This window comes from Pseudomonas sp. 382 (assembly GCF_002759075.1).
GTDB lineage: Bacteria > Pseudomonadota > Gammaproteobacteria > Pseudomonadales > Pseudomonadaceae > Aquipseudomonas > Aquipseudomonas vlassakiae.
Map to the genome: position 1 here is coordinate 1 of NZ_PEMX01000014.1, position 21,878 is coordinate 21,878.

General features: G+C 54.8%; 9 protein-coding genes and 1 pseudogene. 6 read left to right on the forward strand and 4 right to left on the reverse strand.

The window, feature by feature from the left end; translation table 11 throughout:
• Nucleotides 1-152 precede the first annotated feature (152 nt).
• A complete protein-coding gene (locus CQW31_RS16870; protein WP_099814967.1) occupies nt 153-1,160 on the forward strand; it encodes an SIR2 family protein in 1,008 nt (335 codons plus the stop codon).
• Between the two features lie 360 nt (nt 1,161-1,520).
• Here the strand turns inward: CQW31_RS16870 and rclC are convergent, their stop codons facing one another.
• Nucleotides 1,521-2,120, reverse strand: coding sequence for a reactive chlorine resistance membrane protein RclC (gene rclC, locus CQW31_RS16875; RefSeq protein WP_099814968.1), 600 nt, complete (start codon nt 2,118-2,120; stop codon nt 1,521-1,523).
• A gap of 231 nt (nt 2,121-2,351) precedes the next feature.
• Between rclC and CQW31_RS32175 the strand changes: the two genes are divergently transcribed.
• Nucleotides 2,352-2,639, forward strand: a complete 288-nt coding sequence (locus tag CQW31_RS32175; protein WP_099814969.1) for a cupin domain-containing protein — start codon at nt 2,352-2,354, stop codon at nt 2,637-2,639.
• 219 nt (nt 2,640-2,858) lie between these two features.
• On the opposite strand, the gene CQW31_RS16885 is transcribed toward CQW31_RS32175, so the two are convergent.
• From CQW31_RS16885 to CQW31_RS30925, 3 genes are all read right to left on the reverse strand, one after another.
• Nucleotides 2,859-4,262 carry a hypothetical protein gene (locus CQW31_RS16885; RefSeq protein WP_143524227.1) on the reverse strand — a complete coding sequence of 468 codons (1,404 nt, stop codon included), beginning with the start codon at nt 4,260-4,262 and terminating at the stop codon, nt 2,859-2,861.
• A gap of 165 nt (nt 4,263-4,427) precedes the next feature.
• Nucleotides 4,428-10,670, reverse strand: coding sequence for a DEAD/DEAH box helicase (locus CQW31_RS16890; RefSeq protein WP_099814971.1), 6,243 nt, complete (start codon nt 10,668-10,670; stop codon nt 4,428-4,430).
• A 14-nt stretch (nt 10,671-10,684) separates the two neighbouring features.
• Entirely contained in the window at nt 10,685-14,053 is a 3,369-nt protein-coding gene (locus tag CQW31_RS30925; RefSeq protein ID WP_143524228.1) for an STY4851/ECs_5259 family protein, read from the reverse strand.
• A 322-nt stretch (nt 14,054-14,375) separates the two neighbouring features.
• Between CQW31_RS30925 and CQW31_RS16900 the strand changes: the two are divergent.
• From CQW31_RS16900 to CQW31_RS16920, 4 genes and pseudogenes are all read left to right on the forward strand, one after another.
• Nucleotides 14,376-14,516 (forward strand): annotated as a pseudogene (locus tag CQW31_RS16900) (IS3 family transposase); the annotation flags it as partial.
• A gap of 812 nt (nt 14,517-15,328) precedes the next feature.
• Entirely contained in the window at nt 15,329-16,354 is a 1,026-nt protein-coding gene (locus tag CQW31_RS16910) for a YafY family protein (RefSeq protein WP_099814974.1), read from the forward strand.
• A gap of 54 nt (nt 16,355-16,408) precedes the next feature.
• Nucleotides 16,409-17,824 (forward strand): hypothetical protein, encoded by a 1,416-nt coding sequence (locus CQW31_RS16915; RefSeq protein WP_099814975.1) that lies wholly within the window; start codon nt 16,409-16,411, stop codon nt 17,822-17,824.
• Nucleotides 17,825-17,835: 11 nt separating this feature from the next.
• The gene (locus tag CQW31_RS16920) at nt 17,836-21,039 is read left to right on the forward strand and encodes a hypothetical protein (protein ID WP_099814976.1); all 3,204 of its coding nucleotides are present in this window, start codon (nt 17,836-17,838) and stop codon (nt 21,037-21,039) included.
• The last annotated feature ends 839 nt before the right edge of the window (nt 21,040-21,878 follow it).

The following is a 21,878-nucleotide window of genomic DNA, read 5'->3' on the forward strand; positions in this document are numbered from 1 at the left end:
TCTTTGCGGGTCTGCTTGCGCTTGCCGGCGTACTCGGCATCGGCGAAGGTCATCTGCTTCATCAGAAAACTCGGTGGGTGGCGTTCGGCTATTTTGCCAAAATCAGAAAGTCTTTTTCAGACTGTCCCTAAATCACCAAGAGCGAGTACTCCATGCATAGCCTGCTGCTAGGGAATGGCGTCAACCGGGCTGCACTCCAGAAGGATTGGACGCAGCTCCTACGCGAGCTTGCCGCCCAATTTGAGGCGGACGAGTTAATCCACCACCTAGGGTCCAAGCCTCTTTCGATGTTCATCGAAGAGCTCTGTGCTCGATCGACGGGTGTCTTCCGACATACTGAACACGCGGTCAAAGTGGCCTTCGCTAAGCTGCTTGAGCAAATCAAACCCAGTGAGGCGCATCAACGGATCTGTGACCCATTCAAGGTCATCCTCACCACCAATTACGACTTTACGATCGAGGAGACCTTCGCAGGGCCGCTCTACAACCCGGCCTTCCTTTATCCAGAATCCCGTTACAGCCTATTCCGCCGCTATCAGGCAGGCACCAAGGACGTCTGGCATGTTCATGGTGACTCAGCTAGACCCAGTTCCATGGTGTTGGGGTATGACCAGTACGCAGGTAGCCTGCAGAAAATCCGCAATTACGTAACTGAAGGCGTGAAGATCAAGGCGCTTGACTATCGGCTCTCATCCGCGGTCAAAAATGGCGTTATTGAGTTCGAGCGCAATCGAAGTATTTACTCATGGGTTGACCATTTCCTCAGGGACCACCTGCATATCGTTGGGTTAGGCATGGATTTCGCTGAGATTGATCTTTGGTGGTTGCTGCTCCACAAGCGCAGACGTACCAACCAGACAGGCAGGGTTTTCTATTACCAAGCAGGGCTAACCCCCAGCGAAGATACGGCTGTTACCTCACTCATGAAATCACTCAACGTGGAAGTAATTCATGTGATCGCGGACAGCTATACCGAGTGCTATCTGCGCATCGCTGATGAAATTGAAGGCCGGATCAAGGCATACCCCGAACTATTATCCCTGCCTGAAAAATGCCTTGACCAGGATAGCTACCAAACGATCAGCCTATCGAACTCGAAGGTAAAACAGCGAGGCTTCAGGTTTCCGGTTATTTCCGACGACCCGCCCAAAAGCTTCTAACACGCGAGATTCACCTTCGTTCCAGGCCAAACCTGCCGAGGCTAAAACCCGAGAAAGCCTGATGTCCTTGCCTATAACCTGAACGAATGATGATTATCTTCTGCGTCGCAGGGCTACCTGAGGCGATCAGGACATAAACCCCGCCGCTTAGTCACCCGCAATCAGCTATATGGGCCGTTGACGCGGCCCATGTAGCATTACAAACGCTTTATTCGATGTGTTTACTGCGTTTTCACACGGCTTGGGTCGAAACCAGGCGGTTACCACTGACTGCGATCGACTCATTGATACCCTTTGTCTTCGACCGCGCGCGGCTCTGGCTCGGGGGCGGGGTTCTGAGAATTACGCTGTTGGGGCTACCTAACCGCTCACTCTCTCATTCTTCGGATTGACTAGGCTGGTGCTGTTCACTATCTGCTTAGCAGAGTCAGCAATCATTAACACGCTTCCTGCCAACATCAGTACATCCTTCAAGACCAAGCGCCCAGCTCCAGAAAGGTATGGAAAGCCAAATTCAGCATCTCCGAGATTCGCCACCCAGGCTTCAGGTGTTGTAATGAGGAATGAAAGTGTCACGACTGGCGTAAGGAAAGCGAGCACAGCTGCCGCGAGACCCAACTTCGGTGAGATGAGGTAAGCCAGTACCAACAGCCCTATGCTGATCTCAACAATGCCCAGTCCATTGGAGAAGGCATAGGTGTGGTTTGCCACTTGCCAAGCACGCTGTGCCAGATCGAGCTGGCCTTCGTGGGTGAAGTGTTCTCGATAAGCCTCTGGGTGTGCGTATAGGAACGAAAAGAACGGGCTGTTTGCTACAAATGGAGTGATGCTGTCCGCTTCGTAGGGCACGAATTTCAATGCGCCAATCCACAGGAAAACAATGGCCACGCCGAAGCGTACGAGATGGATTCCAAGCTTATCCAGGCGGCTTACAGTGACCAGCAGTTGATAGGGACTCATGGTGATCCCTTGTGGTTTCAAGATGAGTCCATCCTAAGAAAATGCCGTTTCGTGCTTTTGCCGGATACGCTCCGCCTTTTTGCCAATCGTCTCAAATCATCGCCTCTTGCGACTGCGCTTTCTCTTGGGTTGATTTAAATTGGCGCCCGGATAGCCTTCTGAAGAGATGACCATGACGACGTTAGACAAACTCATCACGCTTGCCGACGTGCGCGGCAGCATGGATCTGCGTTGCCATTTCGCGGACGTTGGGCGATCGACCATCAGCCGGATGAGCTTGGGACTGCGCGCTACCATATCGTCCTTGCAGGCCGATGCCACTTACGTTTGCCTGACACCAGCCTCATTGAGCTCAACGTTGGCGACATCCTGTTGCTCCCACACGGCACCGACCACTTGCTGCAAAGCGATCCTAGTGTCGATCAGAAAAATCGCCCTCAAGTAGTTCGGGATGGGCTTTTAAGGGTGAACACCCACCGCGGAAACCGCTCTGTCAGCTATTTTCTTGACTGCTGCTAGTCGGGTTGGTCAGGTGTTGCACTCAGTATTTGCCGCCGCCATGATATTTCATGATGATCTCCTATTCTTCAGATAACGCGGCCGAGCGAGGCGTAGGCGTCTCGCGTATGCCTCAAGACTCCTCGCGCTCGCCCCTCGACTTCAACTGGACCTGCCTTTCTCTCACTTCGGTGGTATACAACTCAGGCGGAGCTTCATCGAACGACAGCTATTAGCTTGCTACTTGAAGAAACGATACTCCTCTTGAAAACCGCGTCTTGTTTCTTCAGTTACAACCACTAGCTTCCCGCCTGCTCCTTTTATTTGAGAAAGCACTGACGGGTGCGGATGTCCATACGGGTTGAGTTTTCCGTGGGAGATTACGGCGTACAGGTCCGACTGATGGTTCAGCTTAGGATTGTAGAATCGGGGGCCGTTCCTAGGAGCTGCTCCATGATGTGGGACAACAACCGTCTGGGTTCGTGGAAGCTCGTGTTTGAAATGCAGTTCGAAGTCGTCCCAGACCGATGCTTCACCTAATGGAGCGTCACCAGTACCTATCCAGCCGGGCAGAGCTATGTCATCTTCGTAGTACCAGTCCCAGTTCTCATAAGAGGGACGTTCGTGTAACCGGTAGTATCGGATTTTCTCGTCGTCAGTCTCAAAGTTTGGGCCTGAGTACATCCCAAGCGACAGGAAGTTACTAAGGCGCTTTCCCTCAGCCTCCTTTAGCCAACCTGGACTGAATTTGTCCAAAGCGCTTCTGTAGGCCGAAACTGCTAGGTCTCGATTAGAGCTTGGCGCTGCGGATTTCCTTCCACCATGCCCTTTCTTGGAACGGCCCCTTCGCGGCTTCACATTCAGCCAGTCAACGATGTCCTTGGCACCTCTTACCTTGTCATTCAATGCTGCTACCGGAAACCCGATGCGGGCGAGTTCACTTTGAATCAGGTCTCCGAGTTTGACGTTGAGACCTCTATTCCAAAATCTAATCTTCCAGTCAAGGCTGTGAGATGTGGCGGTGTTGCCTGCGAGTAGGTCCTTGTCATCTGGGATCACACGCTCCATTGTCCCGCCAGGGCCCTCAACACGAATGGTTGCACGCCCAGAAGGGGCATTTTCGGAAGTGCGGCTGTTCGGCTCGAGAAATTCAGGTTTGAAGGGGCGTTCAGGAATGTCCGGGCGCTCTTGGCGCGACCCTTTTTCTACCATCGTAATGGGAGTGCCCCAGAGACTGTTCCCACCTACCGCGATGCTGTGCAGATCGGTAACGGTGTGATCGTCGATGGACGCTGCTTGACTGGCAAGAATAACAGCCAACTCTACAGGCCCGAGGTACGGTAAGACGATTCTATCCACTTCGAATTGATCTATGAGTTCGCTGGCTCCGTTCATATGGTCCCAATCGAAATGGGACAAGATCATAAGATCAATCACGGGCTTTGCACTTCCAGACCGAAAATCTACCCAGATGCGTTTTAGGTTGTGCTCAAGCTCGACTGTTTTTCGCCCGCTCTTCAGAGCACCGCAGTCGTAGACGTAGTCGAAACGCGAACCTTCAGTCGGAGAATTGAAAAAAACAGAGGCAGAATGAAAGGAGCCTTGACCGACTCCGTGTTGAATACGCGAGTGATATACCGTCATTGAACTAAAAATCCATTTGTCGACAAACTTCGAATGTATTTAAACAGCACAAGCTGCTTAATAATGATTTGTGCCAGACTTCAAAGCGTGAGATGTCTGAGGCAAGCGCCCAGATTCTGGACACCTGCCGCGAAAGTTACTGCTTAAGGAATCCCTCGCGCAATGTCACACCCTGACAAACACCTGGGTGTTCCAGCTCTCTGTCACCGTAACGTTGGCGTCTAGTCGGTTCAATGCTTCCCCCTGCCTTACCGTCTCCTCTGAGAATCCAAAAACATTTCGATATCGTTGGCCTTGTTGCCGATCCATTCGCCAGTAGGAGAAGCCCATATCGAGGCGGACTCTAATTTGGCGGCCAGAATTAAATGTTAAGCGCAACATACGCCCGTGGTCGATGGCCAGATCGCTTCGCACCTCAGAGGAAAAACCCACGTACTCCAACGCTGCCTGCATCGCTTCATCGCGCTGCTCATGGCTGGGCCAGTCGTGCCATAGAAGTGTGGGTGCTAGGAACGTGGACTGATACTGCTGGCCTTTAACAATTACCCGCGGGCTTGAAGTAGCCTCAGTGACAGCATGGCGCAGCGCATCGACAACCTCAACGAACAGTGCCACGGTAAATGGGTTGCGGATGTACCGATCGGAGTATTCGATGCATTCCAGTACGTCCTGTTGTGAGAAGGCCGCACGCAGGGCCGGTGAGCGGTCAGTGAGCAGCGACCAGAATTGCTTGCCAAACCCAATCAGCTTGCCGTCCAGATCTGTTGGTGCGATGTCGACTTCAGCATCGCCGGACACAGGCCGAATTTCTGTTGCCGCAAAGTTGTGTGGTTTAGTTGCTGAGTGATCTGGGTTACCTCGGACGATCAGGTAGCCATCGACGTTTCGAGCCCACGAGTCTACTGGAATGCCTAGGGATTCAGCCTTACTCGCCCAGGCAACCATTGAGTCTGGTAGCTCAAGGGATACCAAGCTGAAATGAGTGTTTCCACTCATCATATAGGACCTTGGGACTTCACCATAAGACGCGCCGCTGTCAACAAGGGCGGCCAGGCGGTAACGATTGCCTTCACCGAGCAGCTCTAACGTCCCCGCGGTTGCAATGAGGCGTACTGACAGTTTGCCGGCGCACCAGGAGGCTACCCGGTCGAGCAAGGTAGACGCCAGCGCCAAGTCCCATTGCTCCGGAGTACCCTGCAAGTAAAGATTGACCGTACCTGAGCCGTGCTTCGCGAGGTGCATTGCAACTGCTTCAAGCAGACTTGTGGTCTCCGCGACGCTGCCTGGCCCAAAGGCTTTTTCATCATCAGGAAGCGAGAGGCCATTGCGCCACGCAGCGTTTATCCATTCCAGTGCCCTGAGTCGGTCAAGTTTGTCGGCATCAAAGCGAGTATCAAACCCAACCAGGCAATTCTCACATGCGCTTTGGCAATGCGGACAATTTAGGGTTTTCTCTACGTCGTGCCAAATCTCGGATGTATTGATTTCCAAGGCTGCCTGGGTCGCATACCCACCGCTGCGCTGATCAAAGACTTGTACGAGCTGCACAGCTTGCCCCTCCCATTCCACTTGGCGGGTGCTGAACCCGAGCTCTTCAGGGAGAACTCCTGTGGCTTTGGCAATTGCCTCGCGCAGGGCGACTGAAATGGTGAAGGCCGCTACCTTGTCCCTCAGCCATGCGCCGGTCGTAGGATTGCGCAAAAGCAATTCGATTGCGTCTGTCTCGCCGTCATGGCCAAGTCTGACATTTGGCTGAATTTTCCACCTGTTAGTGTGCCCCGGGCATGGCTCGGGCTTATCGTCATACTTTCCTCCGCGGAGCCTCCGATGCGCCCTCGAGGCCGAGCGGAAAATTCCAGGCAAGGTCGACTCGCCCTCGGGCACGTCAGGATCGGGAGTCGAGAGCATCGGCTCCGCTAGGCCACACTCGAGGCACAAGGCGAAGCCAGTATCAAATGCTCCGGCCGTATGGTGGAACATGTGGGCTTTATCGCTCGCGCGGAAAAACCCGTTTGCCGGGTTTGCCAGAGGCACCCAAGGCTCATTGACGCTCAGTCGGGCAGGCTGAATTGGGACATACGTAGGATGGTCAACATCTGTGTGGGGCAGATCACCGAATACTACGGCAAAGCCATTGGGTACGAGATATCGCCAAACTTCGCTTTTTTTGAGGTCGCTGCCGCAACATTCACAATTGCTCGGCTCAAGCATGAACGTGCTTCCGGTTGCTCCACAGGCGTTGCAGCGCCAGGCCCATTTGAACATCTGAGCCTCCTTTACATCGTCCTGGGTAGCAGGCAGCTTCCAGTTCAAGGTTAAACCCTGAGAGCGATACACCAGTCCGTCCAGCACTATCTCGGCGCCGGGGGCATACTCCCGCAATCCTGTGATCCGATCCCGTGAAGGAAGGTCCCGGCTTTGACCCCATTTATCCTCTCGCTGGCTTACCCCTTTGCCCTTCGCTCTCGGTGCCTTGTAGATAGGGTTGAACGTTACGATATCCGTGGGGAAACCATAGCCTGGCAGGAATCGCCGTGTGGCGAGCTCTTTCAACAGGTAGGCGCCCGTCAACAAATCCAGCTGAGCCATCAGGGCACGCAAGGCGGCACTTTTCGCCTCATTTTCCCCCTCAAAGTACGCCTTCTCCTGCATAGCGTACTCATATTCTTTCAGCCATGACTCAGTGATATTGGCCATACCATCTGCTGTCCGGCGGCTAAGCACCTCAGGCGTAGTCAGGGCAAGCACCGTACTGTCCACGAGGGCTTTCAACTGGCGAGATACCGGTTCTAGAGTTGGCGCGTCATGCCGGCACCAGTAGCTGAACCTTTCGGCCAGCGAGGCGCTATGCCCTGACTCTTGATCGTTACAGGTGAAAAATGAGCCGACAGTCATACTGCGTAGCTCTTCGTAACCCAGCACCTCCTTGAGCCAGTAAGCCAACAGGAATGCGTTCAGGTGACGGGTGATTAGATCGGGGCTGCGCAGGGACACCTTTGGAACGACCATATCCGTCACGAACGGCCAATCAGGTTTGGCAAATATATGCTGGTCGTGAGGAGTGCGGCGGCATACGGTGAGCGCGATGGCACGACCTTCACCACGACGGCCTGCCCGCCCCGCACGCTGGAGATAGTTAGCAGGTTGGGGGGGCACGTTGTTGTTTGCGACGGCAGAGATCCCACTTATGTCGATGCCCATTTCCATGGTGGTTGAGCAGCTAAGTAAGTTGATCTGACCTTCGCTGAACTGTTTTTCGTAGTCCCGAAGTGTCAGGTCTTTCTGCTGCGCGGAGTGCTCTGCTGCACGGAAATAGGGTGCGCTCTCTATGATTCGGTCATGGAGATCTGACCATAGGCCTTCGTCTAGCAATGCTTTCACTGTGGAGTCAGTGACCAGCCACTCCCGTGCTTCGGCGATGCGCTCAACATCGGTCTTTGCTCCAGCGTTAGAGTGCGGATACTTCGGAATTTGAAACTGAGGCAGAGGCACTGCAGAGTTTTGTGAGCCGGCCGCACCATACGGGCTGAGGTTCGCGAAAACCGTGTCCAGGAATTTGCGGGTGACAGGACATTGCCACACTGTACTGCTGAGCCGGAAGTGGAGCTTGTTGAGATCAAGTTGAACACCTCGCGCCTCGCCGGTGAGCAGCTTCGTGGTGTCCGTGAGAGCTTTCCATGCCTCCTGAAGGAAGTAATCCAACTTATCCGCGCTGGTATCGGGAGAGAGCCCGAAAGCGTCGCAGAGCAGATTAATCGGGCGAGATTGACGCTTGCGTCCGACTTTGACGCTTGGCCAGATGCGATACAGCCGCTTCGAGCCCGCATCCAACGCTTCGGTCTGGGGCGAAAGGAGAGACTTGGCCATGAAGCGCGTCCCGATGAAACGTTGCCATTCGGGAAGAATGCGGACATAGGTATTTTCCCGGACGAAGAAGTCCAGCAGCACCTTAAGGTATGCACGCCAATCGGTATCAGTTCCCGGCCAGCCAGTCGGAGCGGTGACCGCGCCCAGTTGTGGGTACACAATTTCTACCAAACCCATCGACTCAAGGTTGTTTCGCGCCTTGGGTCGACGCATGAACTCCCTGGCCAGAAAGATGCCTGCCAAATCAGTCGCACCCACATCGGCAGCAAATAACTCGTCAGCCAACTTGGTGTAGTAGGTCAATATCCCTCCGCCAACGTCTTGGGACATAGCGAGCATCCGGCACAGCTGATCCCAGGAAAGCACAGCGCCTGACTGCAGCTTGGCTTTAATATCCCGCAGCTTTTGCAACTGTCGTTTGTCTCGAACACTTAAGAGGTCTCTCTCCTCGTCGGCAATCAATTCCGCCAACTCAGCTTCCTCGTCAGGCGGGAGTTGGCCACCCGTATCCTCGTTGAGCAAATGGTGATAGATCAAACTTCTTACTCGTAGCCGCTCGGAGTCCTGTTGCAGCTTGGCTGCGATACGTGCGGTACCTTGACGACTATCGGTGAATGAAATCATTTTCCGCCCGCTGAAGGGCTTAGTGAACGCACCGTTTTTGTCGGCGGGACAGAACTCGAGCAGTGCGGGTATCACAGTACTGAGTAGAAGGGGGGTACCGATGACAGCGCTTCGAAACAGGACGTTCTGGGGCGCTTCATCTTTGCAGCACGGGCATTGATCTGAGCCGGCGAGCACCAGAATTTCGAGAAGGGCTGCGTCGCCTTCTGGCTGATGATCGCAGAGACGGTGCTCTTCTCTGTCCAGCCATCGATCTTCCGTGTCGAGCTGCGCCTTCCGGTTGACGATGAGCCAGCGCTGGCCACCGCCACTGGGAATCGGTACTTGGTCTTCTTCCTCGTCGTCCGTTTCTCGATCAAGATCCAGAGCAAATTCGTCGACAGCATCGCGGGACACACTTGAAACGTTCCCGTTCTTTGTCTGTCGCCCTAGCAGAAACGCCTCATTGCATGAAGTGCAACTCACTAGGCTAACCACCGGCGCGCCGCAAGAGCACTCTGTGCGGTCACTGGTGTGCACCATTCCATATGGCCACTCAGGGTCAGCCAAGGGAGTGTTCGCCTTAGCTGGGCATGCTCTATCAACGCAGACTTTCAGTCCCTGCAGCACATCGTGGAACAAATGAAGGCGAAGAGGTAGGAAGAAAGGATCATCAATACCGTCTGGCATTTGGGTGCCCGACAATACGCTAAGCCAGGCAAGAAGGCTTTCAGACGGCACCGTCCCCGAGAATGTCGTGCTCAATGAGCTCAACTTATTCACTTGCGTACCGGACTCGGTGATGAACGCGGACCGAAGGGCACGTGCCAATGGGTGGTTAGCCAGTGCTTCGTAGCGCTTGGGACTAGCAACTTGGCCAGCGTCAATCGCGGCAATGTCATTGAAGCTCAGATCTTGCTCACTGGAAGCAAGGGGCAGGATGGGAACCTCGCGATGGCCTTGCACAACCTCGATTTGGCTGATGTCGACACCCGCCATATGAGCGAGAAACAATTTGAGTGAGTCGATTGTCTTTTGGTCGCTACCAAAGGTTGCCGAGGTAGCAACGAAGCGCACATCTTTCGGCTCGACCTTGAACGCGTACATCACTCGGCGTAACAGCAGCGCCATTTCCGCAGCTTGGGAACCAACGTACGTGTGTGCCTCGTCCAGGATGATCCAGCGAAGTTTGCCGGCCGACTGCTCCAGAATCGGAGCGTCGTCTTTGCGCACCAACATGTACTCGAGCATGGTTGCGTTGGTGACCAGCAAGGGCGGAGCACTTTCTCGCAAACTCTTGCGGTCAGGAACATGCCCTCGAGATGTCTGCGACGAACCTTTCTTAACCGTTGTATTCAATGCCCCGGTATACAGGCAGTAACGAACCTTTCCATCAAACCCGTCGGTCCATGCATCAAGCCGATTTTGCTGGCTGCTGATGAGGGCGTTGAGGGGATAAATCATCAACGCTTGGACGCCCTGTAGCGTGCCGTTGCGCGCCGCGTCCCGGGCCAGGCTATCCAGTACGGGTACCATAAAACATTCGGTTTTGCCCGACCCGGTGCCGCTTGTGACAACGAGCGACTTTGGTTTCTCGCCCCCGAGGATCTGCCAAGCTTCGAGTTGGTGGCTGTAGACCTTTCGATCACGAGGGAACGGGTCTACATTCGTCGAACTCAGCGGCGTAACCATGTTGCGAACGAGACCTGGGTGGAGCAGGCTGCCCTCTAGAGTACCGAGCGACTCTTCGCTTTTTCGCCAACTGAATGTGGGCTCAAACACCGGGTCGGCGAGGATCGCGCCTTTCTGCCCTGGTTCTCCCATCAGCTGCTGGGTGAGGTGGTCACGAAGGGCTGGGTGCTTTAGCGCCAGCAGGCTTTGAATGGCGCGGGCACTGCGATTACGCAGTTCACCAATCAGGGATTCGAAGTAGGTCATGTGGTTCCTTCCAATTAATTAAGCACTGCGCTATCAGTACTGAAAGCCAGAATTTGGCCGAGACGATACGCGGTGTCGAACCATTCGCGATCAAAGTCACGGTAGAGGCGAAGGGCGTGAAGGCGCTCCGTGTTGGCCAGCCATTGGTATGACCGATCTTGGGCAACCTCAAAGCCAAGCCAAATAGGGAAGCCGATGACTGACCACTTATAGTCTCGGCGGTCCAGTGTGAAGGGGTCAAAAAATTCCCGAACGGCAGATGTATTTAGAAAAGCGGCGATTTCATGCTTAAGCAAACTGGGCCACTCGTCATCATCACGGCGGAGCAGCGTATGGAATGAGCTGCCTTTAGGCTCGTTGAGAATGTGTTGCTGCTGGACCAGCAATGATTTAGGCGAAGTGATCAGCGTTTTAGCTGACCGATCATCTGCAACCACCACCAGATGGCGTGCAAGATCAATTGCCAGCAGAAGCCCTGGCTGTGCGATCTCCATCGAGGATCTGCACTCCAAGAGGGTACGTGCAACTCCCTTGGTTCTTCCTTCGGCAAGCCAGAATGACTGAAGTGTACGCACGCAAGCGACCCAATCGGCCGGGGAGCCCAGCAGCCATTCGTAGGGAAGCTCCTCGGAGACCCTCCCCGCGAGTTTTCCGGCGAAGCCCTCGCAGTGAAGCAACGCCATGATCATAGCCCGTGGTTTCGTAGAGAAGACGCGCCAAACGTCCAATCCGGACAGGGGCAGATGCCCCAGGTTTTCAACGATTGCCTCGAGTAGGAACCAATCGTCGTCTTCGGGGTGGGCAACTAGGTGATCGGCCGCCGCCGAGAGTGCGGCATAGCGCTCCTCGGTTGTTGCCAGTGACAATGCCAATCTAAGCCCTGAAAGCTTTGGTTGGGGCTGGCCGTAAGGCTGACTAATAGCCCAAATGAAGGGGCGAAACGCCGATCTAGAATTGTTATCAGGGAAAATCAGCCATGGCCCCGGCTCACGGCTGCCCGGATTAAACCACCAGCGGCTCAAGTACGAGTCTTCCGAGCGAGCTTGTTTGAGCCGTTCAGGAGCGACGTCTGGATGTGAGATGGGGACTGTAAAAATGCCAAGCGCTTCAATCCCGCCCTCCGGTATCCGCTCGGCGTGTGGAAAGCAAACCGCACCCGTTTCGAGATCGCGCTGAAGCTTCGCTGTGTAACGCCCCACTTGAATGGAGGCCACCGATGTATTGAGCTCCTGGCATTCAATGGTCACTGTCGCATCGAGCGCCTCAGTGCATGCGAGCATTTCCTGGATCGGCCGAATGTAGTCAAAAAGCCTGATTTCCTCGGACGCACCGTACTTTAAAGTCCGAGTCAGAAGCGGACGGCCTTTCGCGCCATCTCGAAGAAAAAGGCACACATGCCAGTGTCGACGATGCTTCCCGGGTAGTAGCCGAAGGCGGCTACCAAGTAGGTCGTTAACATCAATCCGCTGATGAGGCTGCATCCGTCGACCTTCAGGATCAAGAAAGACTGCTCCAGTCGCTGGAAAGGGAACTATCAGATGCTGCGTTTGATTGCCCGGCCAGGCGAGGGTGAGAGTCACTTCCGCTGGCACGGAGTGATCATGTGCCCGTAAATTGAGCTTCCAATCGCGTCCTTCTTGCTCAGCTACCAGATTGCAGGAATCACTTTCACAACCCACGCCCAGAGCTGGCCAAGATCGGAGCCACAGAACACCACCCTGGCTATCGCTATCCCCACTTACCTCGACCGAAGCATCGGCGGGAAGGCAAACCACTTTCAGCCGAGTCTGTATCGTGTCGGCATACTTCCATAGAAGGGTCCCCATCCCCACAGGAGGTGAGCGAAATGAAACGACGGATGGGTTACCGCTCGTCTTCCACAAAAACTCGCCTTGTGCAATGGAAGGGCCTGTCCCACTTGAAGCTACGCGGCGTAGCGACGGCATACCTCTGTACGTTGGTACCGGCTCGGATCGTTCCGCTATGAGGTGCCCACTCCAACAAAGCATCCCATCATCGTCGCGCTCCTGGGCGCATCGGATGCGGTAAACGCCATCTGCAAGTGATGCACGCGTAACCCCTGAGTGGACTCGGTAAAGGTGGCGCTCTGGCACCGGGGATGACAATTCATCAAAGTCTGAGTCTTCGTTGAAGACCGTAGCTCGCGTTGGGAGACATAAAAGTACGCTAGCGTCACGCGTGCTACAGCTTCCCATGGCCACCAGCGGAGCGCTTGGTGCTGCATCTTTGAAGACCCATGGCATGTCGGGTTCAAGCGTGTCACTGCCTGGCAGCGGGGTGTCAAACAGGGTCTTACCCAGACGAATCAGCCTGAGGCGAGCAGAAACAGTTGAGTTGGCCAGTGAAGTGAGCAGCGGGCGGGCAACAAGCCTTACGGCACCATCGCGGCAAACACCGTCAGCGAGGTGGAACTCCCGGCCGCCAACCTCAACAGTGAGTTCAAACGATGGCGGCAGCAGATCTGTTGACGAGCAATTGAACAAATCAGCAAATGCCTGGGGCGTGGTTCGAGGCACGATATCGATTGCAGCATCCAGGCGGCAACGGCCCTCGGCTCCAAATCGTAGGGAGCGCCGCATCTGTACAGGGATACGAGATCCACTCCGGCTTGCGTCAACTGCTGCCTCGATCAGCCCAGTGAGTAGGCTTCGGGCCGAGTCGTCATCGAGACGAAGCGGAAAGTGGTCCATCCATTGCGGGTAGCGTGAATCGAGAACCTCAACCGGGTTTTGAGCCTCATGTAAACAATAACTGTGGTGCAAGCCTTGGACTGCTTGAACCACTTCCGCTAGCAGACGGTAAATCGTCGGCTGGCGATAGCTTGATGGAAGAAGCTCACAATGGTGCTGGATCTCCGCCCGTACAACTTCGTCGGTAAGGCGACAAGTGATGGTTTGACGGAGAACTGCCTTTAACAAGCGAACCAGGTTGCCCTGGGACGACTCGATCAACCGCAACGGCAGGCCGCCCTGAATCGCAACCAAGCCTAAATAACGCTTACCACGCCCTAGCTCAGCCGAAAGGCACCACGCTTTTCTGCCGGTGGTTACATATTGCTGGCAGGCTGCGTACCCAGGGAATGGCAGCGACAGGTTTGCGAATAACGGATTCCAGGCCCAGACGCCTCCCTCGTAGGAGCGTTTCCACCACTCGGCAGCGTAGAGCAGCCATGCCATGGTAAACGTGGTGCTATCTAATCCACGGGGACTGCGCTCGTAATTTTTTAGCAGCTCGGAGAGAGCTGCGTACTCTTGGTCTGAGGTGCGATAGGCGTACAGCGGTCTGCCATCAGGTGCCTGGAGACTGCGATCAGACAGAAAATGCTGGGTCCAGATGCCCAAGTGCGGTTTTGCTACATCCATGACTGAAACCATCTTCACCTTCTCGTGGGCACTACCAGGCTATGAGATACAAGGGCATACGAGGTGCGCCCCAATAGTCGTGCCATCCGCTCAGTTTGGTACTGGCAACTTAGAATCATGCCATGGCAACTACAATCGGTGAATCCTCGTGGTAGATGAAGCGACTGGCGGCTGGGGCGGGTGGCCATTGTGGAAGGCTTGGCCGGTGATGTAGTGCCCGCCCCTAGAGTTAAGGTGTTTTATGCTGAAACAGTTGCCCTTGATGGATGGTGATAGTTGTGACGATGCGTGCTTTCGCGGCATCCACCGCCAAGTCGCAACTAGAGTTTGCCAAACCCTCAAGGTGCACCCCAGCGGCTACTACGCCTGGCTGGCCGAGTCTCAATCTACCCTAGCAAAAGAAGACCAACGTCTGCTTGGCTTGATCAAACACGTTTGGCTAGAAAGCGGCGGTGTATACGGCTAAACGCCGACACAGCAGTGCTATGCAGCCGTCTCCAATAGAATATGAGAAACGCTATTTCCTGAGCTTGGAGAGTGTCTAGGAAACTAGGGGCGATTCAGTGATTCACAGCGCCCTAAGAAGGTCTCAAAAATCATTAGGCCAAGTCACAACCGGCCCCTTTGATTCTCCTCCCTTTGATTGCACTCTGCGCCACCTACTTCCCTTCTAAAGAGCTCGGATTACCGGCGACATGGCCTGTCGCCCCCGCAAAGCAATCTTGCAGCACCGAAGATTGCCGGAAGTCATCATGCTCATATCGCGCCCTTTCACCCTTGTTTGTCCTGAGTGTTCGTGGAAAGCGACCATTTTGCCTGGGTGTGACTCACGGCCAACCGTTCCGCCTCCCACGCACTGTCCGACCTGCCAAGCGCTGTCGCTCGGATGCCGCGAGGCAACTCAAAAAGAGGTGTTCAAGGCGCGCCTTGAAGAGTTTCTCGCACTCGAAGACGAGAGAGGGCGCGACACATATTGTCGCGCCATTGAAGACAATGGCTGCAAATAAAGGAGCCACTCATGAAAAACCTGCTTGCAGTGATCGGACTATGTGTCGTTCTGCAAAAAGGCTACGCGTTCTATCGCGAATACAGCGATCTGAAACGCGATGCCCATAACCGTCGCGCACCCAGTTGACCAGGCGAAGGCCCTGCCGAAGCTTTAGTGGCAGGGCCAACACCAGGGATGGCACAGAGCCATCAAGTTTCGTAATATCAATGTTAATTTGGCGCCAGAATGGTGACCACTCGTTGATTCCGGCCTACAGGATAGTTGCCATGTCACAAGCGAAGGACACGCTGCTCCGGCTGTTCGCGTTGTTGCGTTTGATCCCCACCGAGCCGCAGCGTATCGCCACACCAACGCTGCTGGAAAAGCTCCGGGACAAGGGCTTTGCAGTGACGTTGCGTTCTGTTCAGCGAGACCTGAACCGGTTGTCCATTCCCTTCTCTCTGCAGTGCGACGAGAGTGAAATTCCCTTCCGCTGGAGTTTCACCCGCGACGCGCCGCTGAGGCTGGAAGACATGGACACCCCGACAGCGTTGGCGCTCTATCTCTCCGAACGGCATTTGACCACATTGCTCCCGCAAACTGTGCTGGACCAACTCGGCCCCCAGTTCAGGCGCGCCCGAAACTTTCTGGGCGATCTGGGTAACAACGGTCTAGCGGATTGGGCGAAGCGAGTCCGTACGGTACCCAACGGCAAAACCTTGATGCCTGCCAGCATTACTCCCCAAGTCTGGAGCGAGGTTTCAACCGGCTTGCTGGAGCGCCGAAAACTGGAAGTGGCGTACCAGAGCCGCAGCAAAAGCGAACTCAAGCAGTTCCGACTGCACCCCGCTGGGCTTGTGTCACGACATGCCATCAGCTACTTGGTCGCATCGGTGGACGGCTACGACGACCTTCGTCAGTTCGCTCTGCATCGCATCCGCGACGTGCGGGTATTGGATGAAGCTGCAGAACTGCACGCCACATTCGACGTCGACGCTTACATCGATACCGGGATTTTCAACCATCGACAAGCCGATGCCCAAGTCGAGCTCATAGCCGATGTTCACCCGCAGATTGCCGCTTTGCTCAGCGAGACACCTCTGAGTAATGTGCAGCGTCTCAGCGATCTCCCCGACCACACCTGGAAACGCTTGCACGCCCAAGTGGCACTGGACCGGGATACCTTGTGGTGGATCTTCGGGCTCAACGACAACATCAGGGTCCATGCGCCTCAGGTCTGGGTCGATGAAATTCACCAGAAGCTGAATAACCTGCGCACCCTTTATGCCGATGTCGGTTCAACCGGCATTTGATGACCACCAGCGGCACGATCAACCCCCACATTTTGATGAGGCCAAGGAAGCTCCATGGGCAACGAACGTACAAGGGCATTGAGCAATTCGGTCAGCCTCTGCCCGATCTGGCCTGCACAGGCATCGGAGAAGATTGGTCACATGCTGAACGAGATCAATCACGCGAACGCCATTATCGACAAGATTGCCGGAACCGCGCAAAACAGCGCGATCAAGGGCGGTTTCGCGGCCGAGACCTGGCATGCCGAATCGTTCAACCTGGACGCCATCCTCAAAGACAAGGACGTCCGGGCCTTTACCGATAACTTCAGCAACACCCCGCTTGCCAAAAACCATACGACTCACGACATCGTCGTGATGAAGGGTGATGAGCAATTGCTCGGTGCCCAACTGAAGTACTTCAAGAATGGCGATGCCACTCAAAAGGCTTTCAGGTCTACCAAAGATGGCGTTCATCGGTATCAGGACAGCGATGCGCTCATCGGCCCGGCGGACCAGATCGAGCAGATCAAGGACGCTGCCAAACGTGATATGCAGCGCAACCAACACACGCGTCCGGAAGTGGCTAATGCTGCTGAAAAAGTACGTGACAAGACCACGGCCAATCTTGACGTAGAGGGCGTCCAATCGACGCCGCTGAGCAAGCGGGAAGCCGAACAGGTGGGCAGTGGCAGCAAAACCGGTAAAGAGCTGCATGAAAATATGCAGAACGGTTACCTGAACAAAGCCACCGTACAGCAAAGCTTGCGCGCAGCAGGCTCGGCAGCGGTGATTACTACCGTCATCGCGGGCAGCATCAATACGTTCCAGTCGATTAAACGCGTGCGTGACGGCGAGATCACCGTAGAACAAGCCACTATTCAGATTTTGCAGAACACTGCAATCGCCGCGGGTGACAGCGCCCTGAAAGCGGGTATCGCCACGGCGACGGTCAGCATCACAGCCCGCAACCTGCCGACGTTGTTCGCAGGCACGGCCTTCAAGCGCGCGTTTGCCAACAACGGCGTAGCGGCGGCGGCGGTCTGCGCAGTGGATGTGGTGCAGAACGTGGTGCTGTTCGCGGCGGGCAAGATCACTGGCGAAGAACTCGAAACCCGAACCGGCCACAACTTGCTGCAAACCGGCGCCGCTGTGGTCGGCAGTTCGGTGGGCGCTGCGGTCGGTGCCCTTGGTGGGCCGATCGGTGCGTTGGTCGGCGGCATCATCGGCGGCTTGATCACCACGATGGCCATGAGCATCGCGGTCGATAACCACATTGAGAAAAGCTTCCGTCTGACACTGGAAGCCACCGAACACGTGACGAGCAACGCGATGATCATGCACGAATCGCTGGAATACCTACAGATGTCGCAATCGTTCTATGCCGAATTCCACAAAGGGCTGTATCTAGCCGAGCGCCACTTTGCCGGCCAGGTGAAGACTATGGCAGCCCAAAGCACGCAGCTGAAAAACCTGATTGATAGTCTTTAAGGCACATTTCAATGAACGAAACGGTCGAAGCAGCACCCAAGGAAATCTTCAATCAGCGGCTGGATGCTTCAGAGCAAGAAGCGGTAGAAGCGCTCGTCGCTCAGCACCGGAACAATGCCGCACTGACCCAGCAGCTGGCTGTGGATGCATCACGGCTGATCACGTGCAGCGAGGAGCGCTTGAAACAACAAGCCGACAGCGGATTCTTCAAGCGCTTTGCGGGTGCATTTAGCGGCAAGAATCGTCAGAACCAATTGCTGAATCAGCTTGATGCACTGCACATGCAGAAGTTCGCTTGGCACTACCTCAAGCAACTGCAGCAGCAGAATCTAATCAATGCCCAGAGCATCGCGGTAATCCGCAACAATCTGGGCACAATGAACGAATATATCATCGAAACCCGCGAATTCCTGTTTCAGGCGGTCGACAAGATCAACCGGCGGTTGATCCGGGTTGAGAACAACACCAGCTTTCACCAATGGTCGTTGAACATTGAAGCGAACAAGCGTCGCTTCAAATCAATGCCCAAGGCGTTGCTGGTGCTGAACCTCGCCTATGATTTCATGCGCAGTCACCCCGGTGTAATGCTGACCACACAGGACATCAACCACCTGATCGTCACCCTGGAAAAGCTGGACGTTGACTGCGATGAAGAAGTTGAACTATTGAGCTTCATCATCGACCTGATCGACCAGATCGAAGCCACCAGCATCGAGCGCTATCGCGCTATCATTGAGCTTTCGTTCGAGGGCCACACGGCCGATTCCTACTTCATTCAGAAGAACATTTCGGGACTGGCATTCAACTCACTGTATTACCTTTCCGACGAGTACGATCGCATCATCGACATGGTCTCGGACGGTGAGGTGTGTGACAGCGACGAAAAACGCGAGCGTATCATTTCCAGATTCTTCGGTAAGGCGTTTTCCGGTCTTTATACCCAATACAAGATGCGTGACTTGATCGAGGAAATCATCGGCGGCAGTCTGTTGACCCTGGATATCTACAAGGATCAGCACGGTCTGAAGGCCTTGCCCGAGGACTCCGTCGAAGACGCTCACGGGGAAGCGGTTGCACTGGTGTCGTCCTTACCGGATATCCGCGCTCACACCTTCTTCGACACCAAGGCCGATCATGAAGCCCGACACAGCTACCTGTTGCTGTTTGCGCTCTGCGTCGAGAACTCGCAGTCCTTGAACAGACAGGGCCGAGAGTTTCTCGAGTTGCTGGCGCACAAAGCCGGGTGCCCGCAAGTGCCGGTTGAGATTGCAGCCCTGGCGGACAATCCTCGCAAAGTGCAGGACTACTCGCCGGTCCTGCAAAATTTGCTCAAGGGGGATGACAACACTTATACCTGGCTTATCGATGCGTTCTACTTATTGACGCTTTGCCAGAAAGCGATCGAAGGCCCTCAGGTACTGCGGATCCTGAACGCGCTCAAGCCCACCCAGTTCAAAGAGCAATTCCCCCGCATGCTGGCGATGCTCACCGAGCAGGATGAGCAGAATGTACTCGCTGCCGCCGAGAAGCTGCAGGCACAGACGCACGGCTGGAAGAATATCGTGCGCTATCGTGAGTTGCGCTTCGACACAGCGTTTTCCGAGATGAAAAAGCAGTTGAACAGCATCAGCTACGACGCCGTTCATCTTTCGCTCGAGCTCAGCAAGGCGACCAGGAAAGCGTCGGAATATTCGTACTTCATGGACGGTTGGGATGACTCGTTCCTGAGCAAGGTCAGCACAAAAGTGGGCGGCACGGCCTATACCATTGGTCGCAGCTCTTGCCTCTCTACACTGAACGAGATGCGCAAGAAAATCAGTGAGTTCATCTCTGCACAATCGAGTACGTTGAACCAGGGAAATCGTGTGCTGTCTCGCTGGGGCTTGGCCTCGATTACGTTCAAGGACGAGTGCGGCTACGCCGATTTCGAGTTGGACAACTCCGCAACCAACGAAGACTGGTACGATCAGTTCAATCACTTCGACCAGCAATTGGGCAACACGCTTACGTCTTTCTCCGAAGCCTGTGAGGATGTTGCCAAACAGCTTGGGCTCTTTATGGAGGGGCGATTCGACGAGTCAGTGGTCGAAAGCAAAGCAAAACAGCACGCCGAATGGCTCGCACAAAAACAGCAAGAAAAACTGGCCAAACAGTCGGTCACCCTCGACAAGGACGGCTGTGATCATCTGTTCAGCATCGAATGGAGCCAAGTAGAACACCCGCCCTGCGACCCTGAGAAGATTCAGTCTATCAAGACCGATGGCGCCACCTGGCTAATCGTCGATAACGCCAACCGGGTTTATCGCAGCCTCGACCGTGAGCATTGGCACACTGTGCGCCTCAGCGCCGGCGAAGACTCGCCTTACATCAGCAAACTGGATTATGTGGGCGGCATGTGGATCGCTGTTGCGGGCTACAGCGATGGCTTCTATTACTCCCGGGATGCGCAGAACTGGAAACAGAGTCATTTCCCTGATGTGCCGGGCTACGAATTTACCCGCACCGATGAAATTGTTTACTTCAACGGTCTCTGGCTATGGCGCTTCAAGGAGCGCAAAGAGTACGCCTACGTTGAAAAAGGCCTGATCTTCGATTCAACCAAGACCAACAACTTCGACAAGATAGCCGTCTTCTACACGGCGAACCTCGACAATCAGTGGCAACGCTGGGAGGACACGCCGAGCTTCTCGGACGGTGTCGTGGTGGAGAGCCTCCAGCCATTACCAGGTGGGAATACCCTGCTAGCGTTCTGCAAGTACGACTGGTTCTATACCACGTCGAAGAAGAAGAACAATGCAGCTTCTTTCGTCAGCTACTACGTTGCCGGGAAGGGCTGGAGAAACTGCACTTGGGCCAGTGAGGACGACCATTACGATGTTCCGCTCATCACGCGTGTTGGCCAGAAGTTTATGTGCTTCTACTCGGACTGCGTCATGACGTCCGACAAAAATGGCTACGAGTGGAAGCTTCAGTCCAAGGACATTCGCATCAGTGACTGCGCGCATTTGCGGGATATGAGCATCTTCTCGACGAGGTGGGGCCGAGAAACGCTCTATGTAAGCCAATCAGGGGAAACCTTTGCTGAGCTGATTCTCGAAGAAGGCACCTGGAAACACATCGCTGCCAACCAGCAAGGCACCTTGAGCGTCTACTCGCCGAACAAGCATGAAACCTTCCTGCGAAGCGGTAATTACATTTGTCACCCGAAAGCGTAACCCAGTGCCTGAGGGGTTGAGCGTTGGTCGCTGGCTACCTGCAAAAGCAACCTCTGCAGGTAGCCACAGTTTTGCTGCTGCTTCCAATGCGGCCATAAGGAAGACAATCTCCCGCAATCCAAAACCTGAGTGCATGCGCAAGCCCCGGCTAAGCCGGGGGCGATTTTTCGTCTGGATTCGTCAACATGGAATCAACACCTGTAAATACGTAGTCAGGATAGTCATAAGTCAATCCCGGCTTTGACCCTCGCCCCTGGCCGGAGAATCGGCCCATGTTCACCATGTTGCTATTCCCAGGTGACACCCCGATTGATAGTTCAACCCACGTCTGGTTGATGACCATCGGTAACGTTGCCTACTTCATCCCTCGTCGATGACTCTACGACCGGCGGCCGACCAGCCGCCGGTCTTCTTGAGCGTGCTTGAAAGCCGCGTCGTTTCTGGCTGAGACAGTTTTAATTCTCTAACGCATCCGTCCGGATCGGCATTTTAGGTGGTCGCGACAGTTTTGCGATTTCTCTTAACGAGGCTGCAGGCTGCGAAAACTGTGATGCGTCCGCGACAGTTTTAATTCTCTAAATCCACGATTTGTTTTCAAACAATAAAGGTTGTCACAAAACAACAAAGGGTGTCACAACTTAAGAAAGATTGTCACAAGCTCCTGCCCCAACCGTACATCGGGGTAGGAGCAGGTCAGGGGAATTAGGATCATGATTCCACTGTGGACCTGTGACGCTGTCTTGGCTGAGCCCGCTCCTGACGCCTACGCTACATCCCTCTCGTGTCGTCATCGTGAGCGGGGTCGCCCTACGATGAGCGATTCAAAATGACGTCTGTTC